8 protein-coding genes are annotated in these 11,583 nt (G+C 44.9%); 7 read left to right on the forward strand and 1 reads right to left on the reverse strand.

Annotated elements, in window-relative coordinates; all coding sequences use genetic code 11:
- The first annotated feature begins 18 nt into the window (after positions 1 to 18).
- The 4 genes from MHH56_RS06125 to MHH56_RS06140 all read left to right on the forward strand — a co-directional run bounded on the left by MHH56_RS06125 (position 19) and on the right by MHH56_RS06140 (position 5,447).
- Positions 19 to 1,434 (forward strand): glycosyltransferase family 2 protein, encoded by a 1,416-nt coding sequence (locus MHH56_RS06125; protein ID WP_339207293.1) that lies wholly within the window; start codon positions 19 to 21, stop codon positions 1,432 to 1,434.
- Between the two features lie 486 nt (positions 1,435 to 1,920).
- Positions 1,921 to 2,865: an ABC transporter permease subunit gene (locus MHH56_RS06130; protein WP_339209519.1), complete on the forward strand. Its 945-nt coding sequence runs from the start codon at positions 1,921 to 1,923 to the stop codon at positions 2,863 to 2,865.
- Between the two features lie 18 nt (positions 2,866 to 2,883).
- Positions 2,884 to 3,792 (forward strand): carbohydrate ABC transporter permease, encoded by a 909-nt coding sequence (locus tag MHH56_RS06135; protein WP_339207294.1) that lies wholly within the window; start codon positions 2,884 to 2,886, stop codon positions 3,790 to 3,792.
- 41 nt (positions 3,793 to 3,833) lie between these two features.
- Complete coding sequence (locus tag MHH56_RS06140) at positions 3,834 to 5,447, forward strand: extracellular solute-binding protein (RefSeq protein ID WP_339207296.1); 1,614 nt, start codon at positions 3,834 to 3,836, stop codon at positions 5,445 to 5,447.
- Positions 5,448 to 5,531: 84 nt separating this feature from the next.
- Here the strand turns inward: MHH56_RS06140 and MHH56_RS06145 are convergent, their stop codons facing one another.
- The gene (locus MHH56_RS06145) at positions 5,532 to 7,832 is read right to left on the reverse strand and encodes a helix-turn-helix domain-containing protein (protein WP_339207297.1); all 2,301 of its coding nucleotides are present in this window, start codon (positions 7,830 to 7,832) and stop codon (positions 5,532 to 5,534) included.
- 135 nt (positions 7,833 to 7,967) lie between these two features.
- On the opposite strand from MHH56_RS06145, the gene MHH56_RS06150 reads away from it, so the two are divergent.
- The 3 genes from MHH56_RS06150 to MHH56_RS06160 are packed head-to-tail and all read left to right on the forward strand — an operon-like array spanning position 7,968 to position 11,571.
- Entirely contained in the window at positions 7,968 to 9,353 is a 1,386-nt protein-coding gene (locus tag MHH56_RS06150; RefSeq protein WP_339207298.1) for an alpha-L-fucosidase, read from the forward strand.
- A gap of 19 nt (positions 9,354 to 9,372) precedes the next feature.
- Positions 9,373 to 10,659 carry an alpha-L-fucosidase gene (locus tag MHH56_RS06155; protein ID WP_339207300.1) on the forward strand — a complete coding sequence of 429 codons (1,287 nt, stop codon included), beginning with the start codon at positions 9,373 to 9,375 and terminating at the stop codon, positions 10,657 to 10,659.
- 33 nt (positions 10,660 to 10,692) lie between these two features.
- Complete coding sequence (locus MHH56_RS06160; protein WP_339207303.1) at positions 10,693 to 11,571, forward strand: sugar phosphate isomerase/epimerase; 879 nt, start codon at positions 10,693 to 10,695, stop codon at positions 11,569 to 11,571.
- Positions 11,572 to 11,583: the final 12 nt, after the last annotated feature.

An 11,583-nucleotide genomic window follows, 5' to 3' on the forward strand; every position in this document is an offset into this window, starting at 1 on the left:
AACATGTATATTCTCAGAATGTTTATTATTTATTTCAGCGAGTTTTGTATGCTGTATACGATTGGAATAAACATCTTTTATAATGGGCAAATGCTGATCGCTTCGCTAGATATGTTTAGTTATTTACGAAAAATGAAAGCCTCGGATTATAAAAGATATATCGATTCAAAAAATATGATTCCGATTTCTATCATTGTCCCTGCGTACAACGAAGAGAAAACGATCGTTGATAATATTAAATCGCTGCTCGCTCTAAATTATTTTGAGTATGAGATTATTATTGTGAATGACGGCTCCACCGATTTCACAAAAGAAAAGATCATAAACGAGTTCAATTTAAAAAAGGTAAACCAGCCCATTATGCAGAGCTTGCCTACGAATGAAGTAGCTGGCATTTACCGAAGCAATCAATACGAGCGATTAATATTTGTAGATAAATTAAACGGCGGCAAAGCGGACGCCATTAATGCGGGCATTAATGTCTCTGTCTATCCTATTTTTGCATGCATCGATGCCGATTCCATCTTGGAAAATGATGCCCTTATCAAGCTCACGATGTTATTTGTGGAAAATCCCGAAACGATTGCTGTTGGAGGGATCGTCAGAATTGCCAACGGCTCGATCATTAAAGACGGCAAGCTTATGGAGATGAATATTCCGAAAAGCAATATGGCGAAATTTCAGATTATTGAGTATTTCCGAGCTTTTTTGACTGGCCGTACGAGCTTCAGCAAGCTTAATTCCATACTCATTATTTCCGGTGCATTCGGTGCGTTTAATAAGAGGGTCGTTATTGAGTGCGGCGGGTACAAAGTGAATACAATCGGTGAAGACATGGATATTATCGTTAGGCTTCATAAGGCGATGAAAGACCAGAAGAGAAAGTACAAAATACAATTTCTAGCGGACCCGATTTGCTGGACTCAAGCTCCAGAAACAATGAAGGATCTAAGAAGCCAGCGGAGAAGATGGCAAATTGGTCTTTTTGATACGCTGATAAGCTATAGGAGAATGCTTTTTAATCCGAAATACGGCAAGATTGGCATGGTGACACTGCCTTATTACTGGATATTCGAATTAATTGGGCCAATTGTTGAGGCACTCGGCTATATCTTTATCCCACTTGCCTATTTATTTGGCTTGCTTGCGTTTGACAGCTTTATTACTTTTTTTGTTATCGCGTTTTTACTCGGCACTACCTTATCAATGGGCAGCATCTTACTCGAGCAAATTACATTTCGCAAATACAGCTCGCTTAAAGAAACTTTGCTGCTTGTGCTGTTCGGCGTGTTGGAAAACCTAGGTTATCGTCAGCTTACTGTTCTGTTCCGTGTTGAAGGTATTTTTAATTTTAGAAGAGGCCGTCATTCATGGGGAGCAATGAACAGAAAGAAATTTGTTTCAAGCAAAGAGAAAAAAGATAACGATAAGTGATGCTGAAATGGCAATGGAAGAGTAGCTGCGTGCAGATGCGGATACTCTTTTTTTTTGCAATTGAACGATAGGAAATACTCTAAATAGGCAACCGCAATATGAAAAAGGATCAATTGGCTTAGAAACAATGAAAACGCATACATGTCATTCTTGAATAGACCACTCTCTGAGTGGGTTTGGGGTTGTATTGGGGGCGAAAATCGATTGGTAAATCTTGCGGTTGCATATAAATAGGCGATTTATCAACAAAAATGACACATTTGAGAAGTTATCTGAATAGTCGCAGTAGTTCGCGAATTGATGTTTCCTCATAAATATAAAGCGCTATCATTCGATACGGGAAATGACATATTTACGAGAATTGTTATGTTCCGTATTGTTGTGAATGTAAGCGATAGCATTTCCGAAATTCCTGTCGCCAATCACCAAACAAAAGCAATTATAACGAAACGGGAAAGGAGTGATTTTATGCAGGAAGCAAGTCCAATGAACGCACCAAATATGCTTCCGGAACCGACGAAAGAGAAGAGCAGAATGTGGAAAAGACTCCTTCAAAATTGGGAATTGTATCTATTCATTGCACCCGCATTTTTCTACTTTCTAATCTTCTCTTACGGTCCGATGTACGGCATACAAATCGCATTTAAAAACTTCATACCAACGAAAGGGATTTTCGGAAGCCCTTGGGTCGGTTTCGACCATTTTGTCCGATTTTTTCATTCTTATTACTTTTGGGACTTGATATGGAACACGTTAAGTATTAGCCTGTATGAACTCGCTATTGGGTTTCCGATACCGATTATACTGGCGCTTGCCTTCAATGAGCTGAAGGGTGGTTCCTTCAAGAAGATGGCTCAGACCGTCACTTATGCGCCGCATTTCATATCAGTCGTTGTTATGGCAGGCATGATCATTACGTTCTTGTCGCCTTCATCGGGAATAGTGACACATCTTATTGAGTGGCTTGGATTTGATGCTCCAGATTTCTTGACAGACCCGAAGTGGTTTAAGACGATGTACGTATTCTCTGGTGTTTGGCAAAGCGCAGGATGGGGAACAATTATATATTTGGCTGCGCTTTCAGGAGTAGACCCGGGTCTGCATGAGGCAGCCATTATAGACGGAGCTTCACGCTTCCAACGGGTGCTTCATATTAACATTCCGACGATTGTCCCTACGATGACCATTCTTTTAATTCTGAACATGGGAAGCTTGCTTGGGGTTGGATTTGAGAAAATATTGCTGCTCCAAAACTCGCTTAACATGGGGGCATCCGATGTCATTTCAACCTTCGTATACCGATCAGGGCTTGTCGATGCCCAGTATAGCTTCTCGACGGCGATCGGACTGTTCAATTCCGTCATTAACGCCATTATTTTAGTGCTAGTAAATCAGATCGTAAGACGCACCAACGAAAACAGCCTGTGGTAGAAGAAGGAGGTATGACCGATGGTTTCCGCCGTTAAAGAGTCCGGAAGGGATAAAGTGTTTCTATTATGCAATTATATTTATGTATTTCTCGCTTTTATTGTGGTCGCTTATCCTGTCATTTATATGATTAGCGCTTCGATAAGCGATCCGAAATTGGTGGGTTCCGGCGAGATGTGGCTGTGGCCAAAAGGCATTACGTTTGAAGGTTATCAGAGGGTGTTCCAAAACTCCAGCATATGGTCAGGTTACGGCAACACCATTCTTTATACGGTAGTAGGCACGTCGATCAATTTATTCGTTACGCTGCCTGCTGCCTACGCTCTAAGCCGCAAAGACTTTATGGGACGCAACTTTTTTATGGGGATGTTCCTCGTCACGATGTTTTTTGGGGGAGGGCTCGTACCAAGTTACTTGCTCATCAAGGAACTCGGTATGGTGAATACGATTTGGGCAATCGTAATTCCTTCGGCTGCTTCAATCTGGAACATCATTGTAGCGCGCACGTTTTTCCAGTCCTCTATACCAAAAGAACTGCAAGAGGCTGCCCAAATTGACGGGTGCACCAACCTGCGGCTGTTCGTCAAAATCATTTTGCCGCTGTCAATGCCAATCATCGCCGTTATGGCTTTGTTCTATGGTGTTGGCAACTGGAACAGCTACTTCTCGGCACTCATCTATTTGAATGATGCTGCAAAATATCCTTTGCAGCTCGTACTGCGGCAAATTCTTGTGTTGCAGGAGATGTCGGCTCAGGGCGGCGGTGCAATGGATGCTTCTACGGCGTCGGCTCTCAACAGTAAGGCTGAGATTGCTGCGCTGGTCAAATACGCGGTTATTATCGTAGCGACAGCACCGATTATCGCCGTTTATCCATTTCTTCAGCGTTACTTTGTGCAAGGTGTCATGATTGGTTCCGTTAAGGGCTGATTTTGCTCATAAATAATTTGAAAAAAGGGAGAGGGTTTAGGATGAAAAAGCTAAAAAAAGCATCATCTTTGTTACTCAGCATTACGCTGCTTGCCTCTGTATTAGCGGCATGCGGTTCACCGAACGAGGGTAAATCAAATAACGGCAGTACGGGTTCCAAAGGGTCAACGTCCGTTGAAGCTTCAGGGGTAAGCAAAGACGGATTCCCGATTGTTAAAGAACCGATTACGCTGAAGATGATGTCACAGGATGTTGGCGTTGCGGATTGGAACCAAATGCCTGTGCTTCAAGAGATGGAGAAGCTGACAGGCATTAAGCTGCAGTTCCAGAATGCCCCGCTTGATAGCTTTGCGACCAAGAAAAACCTAGTATTTGCGAGCGGCGACTTGCCGGATATGTTTTATGCAGCGGATCTTAAGCCGGCAGAGCAAGTAACTTACGGTACACAAGGCGTTCTTATTCCTCTTGAAAAATATATTGATGAAGGTTATGCGCCTAATATCAAAAAGATTTTTGATGAGCATCCGGAAATTCGGAAGTCCTTTACAACACCAGACGGCCATATTTATGCGCTGCCTAATATTGATCTAGCTGCTGTGTGGTACCGCAGCCCTATGTGGTACAACGGCAAGTTTTTGAAAGCGCTTGGCGTTACGGAATTGCCTAAGACGACGGACGAGCTGTATGCCTTTCTGAAGCGTGTTAAGGAAGAAGATTTAAATGGAAACGGGAAAAAGGATGAAATTCCGTTAACTTCCGTTAAGCTGGACGATTTGCGTATGTATTTCCTAGGCTTCTGGGGCATTTATGATGAGGTCATTTATGCAGATAAGGATGGCAAAGTGCACTATACGCCTCAAGAAGAAGGATACAAAGGCTACTTAACGTTCCTAAACCGTCTATGGAAGGAAGAGCTGCTTGATCACGAGACCTTCTCGCAAACAAGCGAGCAGAAGAAGGCTAAAGGGGAAAACAATCAAATTGCTATATTCAATGACTACTTCCCTTACTTTACGTTAGGCGGCGAGCCAAGCGGAGACAATCCATTGATGACGCCTGTGAAAAGTGAAATTGCGGATTCCCCAGTCTATGGCAAACATCCTGGCATATCGGCAAACGGTACTTTTGCCATTACAAGCAGCAATCCATCTCCAGAAGCAACGATGCGCTGGGTAGATTATCTATACAGCTATGAAGGCGCTACATTGTTCAATCAAGGTCCAGAGGATCTTCTATGGAAATATAAAGATAAAGAAAAACATGAGAAGGAATGGCTTCCTGTTCCGGGGGGCGGCGACCGTGAAGAGTACCGCGGCAAACTAACACCAAACTACGGAATTCTTACGCCAGGTATGAACTCTGGTGAGCTTGCGATCGGACTTCGCAGCGAATTCGACTTATGGATCGATAAGGAAAATGCAGAGAAGCTGACGCCAATCGCCAAATCGCCTTACCCTAATGTTTATTTGACCAACGAAGAGCAAAACGAGGCTTCTGCTTTGTTATCTGATCTGAACACGTATGTTCAACAGATGGAAGCCAAGTTCGTAACAGGTCAAGAGTCGATGGCCAATTGGGATAAGTATATTGAGCAAATTAAAAAAATGGGCGGAAATCGAATCGCTGAGCTTTACCAAAGCGCATACGACAGATAATTGACAGATAAATAAACGAACAAGAGCATGAACCCAGAAACAGCAAAAACCCGGTCATGCGAAATGCTGACCGGGTTTTGTTTATTATTCATCGTCTGAATCGGATAGTAATTGCGCCTGTTCGTTCTCCCAGAATTGCTTGCGATATTGACCAGGCGTATAGCCGGTTTCTTTCTTGAATTTGCGTATAAAGTTAGGCGTATCCAAATAGCCGACTTGAATAATGATGTCCTTTAGAGGTGCGTTTGTCGTTTTCAGATGATGCATAACCTCTTCCATTCTTTTTTGCCAAATGTATTGGATGAAGTTAAGGCCCATCTTTTCCTTGAATGAACGGCTCACATGTGATGGCGAGATTGCATACTCATATGCAATCGTTTCTAGACTGAGCGTATGATCTCTAAAATGCTCATCAATGTAGGAGACAATCCGATCAATCTGTGATTGCTCCTCCTTCTGATTGTTGCGCTCCACTTGATTGCAGATTCGGGAGGCGAGATTCAGAAAGCCGGTCTCGATTTCATCCAAGGAATGGCTGTAAATCATATTAGGAGCCATGTCTTGAATCACATTTTGAATGCCAAGCTCGGATGCGGTTTTTAGCATCGTATTCAAAATGTCAAAGCATATACAGCGTTTGAGCAGGGCAGACAGCTCGGATGATTGCAGGCTGCGGATCGACGGGCTGATCATTTGCGCAGCTACATCATAGCTTCCTTGCTTCAAGCTTTGAGAAAGCTTGAGCAGCGAATTATTCGGTATCCAGAAGGTATGATCCGGTGTATCTTGCAGCTTCTCGAAATAAGTGATCGTGCCATGACCGCTTGTCGCTTGCAGTTCAAAAGCAGAGCAAGCTTCAATAAAGGACTGATTCAGCTGGTCAGGGCTTGAATAGCAGGTTCCAACGCCAATCGTAGGCGTAACATCAAACGTCTCTAGTATCGTGCAGAGCACCGCTTCAGCAATGTGGCGCACAGGAACCAATTCCTGCTCGGCTTGATCCCTATTAAAGCTGATAATGAGTGCAAGCTGATCCAGCTGAGGGAGCTCTACGCCATAGGCATGAGCAGCCAGCTCCGGGAATTCGATTTGGGAGAGCAGTTCTATCATTTCTTGCCGCTCCTGTCGTTCCTCTTGCGTATCTTCGATTTCATCCCATCCAATCACCATAACAAAGTGATGAGATTGGTCGAAATGAAGATCGAAGGCCTCTTGCAGCTCTGGTGAAAGACTTTGCGCATTCCCATATTTCAGGAGCATGGACAAAAAGTGATTGCGAGCGTATGGCTCTTGAAGGTCAACTCGCGAGCTGTATTGCTGCAGCGCTGTTCGTATCCGGTCAAGCTCGTTCCCGTTTTCGGTTGATTGATCAGCGGAATGCTTCGGCTTGGATTTGGAATTTGCGAACTCTACAAGCGTAGAGATCGGCAGGTATTGCATTCTAGCAAGCACGAGGGCAATCGCCGCTCCAACGACCACAACGATGATAAACAGCATAACGATGAAGCTGCGGACATGCACTACGCTGCTAAGAAACTGGGAACTTGGCATGACGGTCACATAAGTCCAGCCATTATTTTCCGATTTTACGGATACGATGGAATGCGGCTTGCCATTTAAGGTTTTATCGTGAATGCCTGGCGCGAGACTATATAGAGACTGCGCCTCTGCATTTGTTAAGGCCTCGCCCTGGCGATTGTCTACTAGAATTTGACCTTTGTTGTCCAAAATATAAGTCAAGCCTTGATAATTGCCTAGAATCGAATCAATTAAACTCGTAAGCTCTGATTCTTTAATTAGATACATAATCGTTCCATGTGGATTAGGGTTGTACGGCGTAATGGGAACAAGATAAGCGAGCATCGAATCCTGCAAATTAGCGCTTAGGACTACGGTGTCAGCTGGACGCATCGTTGGATATTTAACCGTATTCAAATCTTGAAAAATAGTGTCTTTGCTCCAATTGTGAAAGGTAAAGGTGTTTGCGAATACATCCATGCTCGATAGACCCTTCGCGGAATAAATATTTGCATCCTTGTGAAAATACAAGAACATCTCGCTAATGATAGAGCTGGTCGCTTTGTATTGATCCAGTGCTTGTATCGCTTCACCGCTGTAATAAGAATCGTGAACCCGAAACGGAGTCAGCCTCTTGTCATACGAGACGCGTGAAGCAATTTCACTTAGCTCCTTCATCCGGCCGTCAACAATAACTTTGGCTTGCGTGAGCTGGCCGAGGCGAGATTGCTCAATTTCAGTACGTAGATTGGACACTGCGTTTTGATAGATAAATATCGTCATAAGTACTAATGGGATAAGCAAAATAAACAAGTAGGACCAGATGTATTTTAAAAACAGTTTGGATTTGAAGTAGTTTCGTTTCATATCGTCTGCCCCCTATGATCGATCAATCCTTTTCGTCGCTACTAATCATAGCAACAAATTTACAATTTGGACATAGAGCAGAAGAAGGCAATGAACGTACCGCTTACAAAAGTCCTACTATACTTGGAGGTAACCATGAGCGAAATAAAGACGACAGAAGAAATAGAGCAAGTTGTTGAGCAGGGTGTCCACAATTATAGCAGTGAAGAGCAATGGGTGAAGCCAGAGGACCCGCTTCTGCAGGAGCGGCTGGAATGGTTCAAGGATCAGAAGCTGGGCCTTATGATGCACTGGGGGCCTTATTCACAGTTAGGTGTAGTTGAATCATGGGCGCTTAGTGACAAGGATGAGGAATGGTCACGCGATGGCATCGATTGGAATGTAGACGCAGAGGAATTGAAGCGGCAGTATTTTGGGCTAAACAAAACCTTTAACCCGCTTCGCTTTCAGCCTGAGCTATGGGCAGATCTTGCTGCGGAGAATGGCTTTAAGTATTTAAATTTTACAACCAAGCATCATGATGGCTTCTGCATGTGGGATACCCATACGACGGATTACCGGATTACGAGCCCAGATTGTCCCTTCCATTCGCACAAGTACGCCGATATTTGCAAGCAGCTGTTTGATGCTTTCCGCGCTAAGGGCTTAGCTATATCTGCATACTTCTCGAAGGCAGATTGGCATACGCCATATTACTGGGCGCCAGGCATGGAGCGTGGGTCGTTTACCGCGCGCGGACCTTCCTATGACCCGAAGCAACATCCACATTTGTGGGAGCAATTCGTTCAGTTCACCCATGCGCAAATTATGGAGTTGATGACGAAATATGGCCGCATCGATATGTTATGGCTCGATGCAGGTTGGGTTAACGATTACCGCGATCAAAACATCCGATTAGGCGAGGTGGTTGAGAAGGCGCGGGAAATTCAGCCTTGGCTGCTCTCGGCTGACCGCACGGTCGGCGGCCCTTATGAAAATGTCATAACACCAGAGCAGACATTGCCTGAGCGTCCGCTTAACGTGCCGTGGGAGAGCTGTATTACGATGGGCACTTCCTTCTCCTTCCGTTATGAGGACAATTACAAGACGGTTCGACAGCTAATCCATCTGCTCGTTGAAATCGTTGCGAAAGGCGGAAACCTAGCATTGAATGTTGGTCCGCAGCCTGACGGCAGGTTGTCGACTACAGCCATTAGCCGAATCAAAGGGATGGGCGATTGGTTGAAGGTTTATGGTGAGGCAATCTATGGAACACGAATTTGCGAGCCTTTTTCTGCTGACAATTGCCACTTTACGAGAAAAGGAGATACGGTTTATGCCTTTTATTTGTACAAGGATGAAAAAGAAGCTGTGAAAGAGGAATTATACCTCCCTATACAGAAGTCTTTCAGCCAGATTGATCTCGTAGGTGGACAAGACCATTTGCAGTACAGCCAAGCAGAAAACGGCATTATTGTCCGTTTGCCAGTGAATGAATACTCAGAACAAGCACCAATCGCGCATGTGTTTCGGATTCGTTAATCGAGAGGGGTAGTCTGCTATGCAGCAATGGTTTAAGGAAGCTAAGCTAGGTATTTTTATTCATTATGGTATTTATGCAGTAGATGGAGTCTCGGAGTCATGGTCGTTCTATAACGGAAGAATGAGCTATGACGATTATATGAAACAATTGGACGGCTTTACGGCTTCGAAGTTCGATGCGGACAAATGGGCTGATTTAATTGAGCAATCGGGAGCGAAGTACGCAGTGCTTACGACCAAGCACCACGACGGCGTAGCATTGTTTGATACACAGTACAGCGACCTTAGCGTTGTGAAGAAAACGCCGGCAAAGCGGGATCTGATCAAGGAATATGCGGAAGCCGTCACGAAAAGAGGGATTCGACTTGGGATGTATTATTCACTTATCGACTGGTCGCATCCCGATTATCCATCCGTGTTTGAAGGCGGCAAGGTGCCGGATGACTTGTCTAAGGTTAACAAATTTTCGGGCCCGATAGATGGTGTTCAGGATGAAGAAAAATGGAATGCTTTCCTGAAGTTTAACAATGATCAGCTGCGGGAGGTTTTAACGAACTATGGGAAGGTTGATCTTCTTTGGTTCGACGGCGATTGGGAACGCAGCGCTGAGCAGTGGAATTTGCCCGAATTCAAGCAATATCTGCAATCGTTTAACCCAGACATTATTATCAACTCGCGCCTGCAAGGTTACGGGGATTACAAGACGCCGGAGCAAGGGATTCCGATAACGCGGCCGGAGGGGCCTTGGGAGTTTTGCACAACCATTAATAGTTCGTGGGGGTATGTGCCGACGGACGATAAATATAAATCATTAAATCAAATCATTCGAATGTTCTGTGATTGCATTACCTTGGGCGGCAACATGCTGCTTGATATCGGGCCGATGGAGGATGGAACGATAGATAAACGACAAGAGGATATTTTGCTGGGATTAGGCGAATGGATTCGAACGCACGAAGAAGCGGTATTTGGGACAGACGAAGGCATTATGACCCGCTATTATTTGGGCGGCAGCACCATATCCAAAGATAAAAAGTCACTGTATCTGTTTGTGTATGATGATCCGAAAGAGAATGTATGCCTAAAGGGATTATGCAACAAGGTCAAAAAGATTACGGTGCTGCATTCCGGCAAAGAGCTTACGCATGAAATTCATGGCGGGGTGCCGTGGTTCAATATTCCGGGGACGACATGGATTCATCTGACAGCGGAAGACACTCACAAGCAAGTGACCGTGCTTAAGCTGGAATTTGATGAGGAGCTTGATATGTATGGTGGTTCAGGCGCAGTTGTAACGCATAACTAATCAAGTGATCTGTCTACTTAGGAGGAAGAAACGATGAAAATTGGATTAAGTTCTTACAGCTTGCTAAGCGCCATAAAATCGGGAGAGATGAGCATTCTTGATGCCATCTCTTGGATAGCCGATAACGGCGGCGAGCATATGGAGATTGTTCCATATGGCTATACGCTCGTTGACAACCCTGAGCTGGCGGATGCTGTACGCGAGAAAGCAAAGGAGGTTGGCATTGCCCTCTCCAACTATTCGATGCCGGCGAACTTCGTGCAAGATACGGAGCAATTGTTTGAAGAGGAAGTCGCGCGGGTCAAGCTGCATGTTGATCTTGTGCATCGACTCGGCATGAATCATATGCGGCACGATGTAACCGCCTTCACCATTCCGCAGGAGAAGATGACGATACGGTGGTTCGAGGAGAACCTGCATCTCATGGTGAAGGGCAGCCAGCTCATCGCGGACTATGCCGCGCAATACGGCATTACAACGACGATAGAGAATCATGGCTTCAGCGTACAGTCCAGCGACCGGGTTCAACGTGTTCTTCATGCGGTAGACCGGCCGAACTTTAAGACGACACTCGATATCGGCAACTTTATGTGCGTGGATGAGAATTCGATCATCGGCGTTAAGAAAAACTTGCCTTATGCATCACTCATCCATTTCAAAGATTTCTACTTCCGTCCATATGATCAGCATCCGGGTGACGGTGATTGGTTTTTGACCTCGAACGGTAACTACCTGCGCGGTGCGATTGTAGGTCAAGGGGATATTGAGATCCGTAAAATCGTGAAGCTTATTAAGGAATCGGGTTACGATGGTTATATGACGATCGAATTCGAAGGCATGGAGGAGTGCAAATCCGCCTCCCGCATTGCGATGGACAACCTGCGCCGCTTCTGGCATGAATGTGTACTTTAAGCGAGCTTCATC

It is taken from the genome of Paenibacillus sp. FSL K6-3182 (genome assembly GCF_037976325.1).
Classification (GTDB): domain Bacteria; phylum Bacillota; class Bacilli; order Paenibacillales; family Paenibacillaceae; genus Pristimantibacillus.

What these genes read in the sequence shown, in the direction of transcription:
- MHH56_RS06125 (WP_339207293.1), top strand. Translation starts at nt 19, where the DNA reads ATGTTTATTATTTATTTCAGCGAGTTTTGTATGCTGTATACGATTGGA.
- MHH56_RS06130 (WP_339209519.1), top strand. Translation starts at nt 1,921, where the DNA reads ATGAACGCACCAAATATGCTTCCGGAACCGACGAAAGAGAAGAGCAGA.
- MHH56_RS06135 (WP_339207294.1), top strand. Translation starts at nt 2,884, where the DNA reads ATGGTTTCCGCCGTTAAAGAGTCCGGAAGGGATAAAGTGTTTCTATTA.
- MHH56_RS06140 (WP_339207296.1), top strand. Translation starts at nt 3,834, where the DNA reads ATGAAAAAGCTAAAAAAAGCATCATCTTTGTTACTCAGCATTACGCTG.
- MHH56_RS06145 (WP_339207297.1), bottom strand. Translation starts at nt 7,832, where the DNA reads ATGAAACGAAACTACTTCAAATCCAAACTGTTTTTAAAATACATCTGG.
- MHH56_RS06150 (WP_339207298.1), top strand. Translation starts at nt 7,968, where the DNA reads ATGAGCGAAATAAAGACGACAGAAGAAATAGAGCAAGTTGTTGAGCAG.
- MHH56_RS06155 (WP_339207300.1), top strand. Translation starts at nt 9,373, where the DNA reads ATGCAGCAATGGTTTAAGGAAGCTAAGCTAGGTATTTTTATTCATTAT.
- MHH56_RS06160 (WP_339207303.1), top strand. Translation starts at nt 10,693, where the DNA reads ATGAAAATTGGATTAAGTTCTTACAGCTTGCTAAGCGCCATAAAATCG.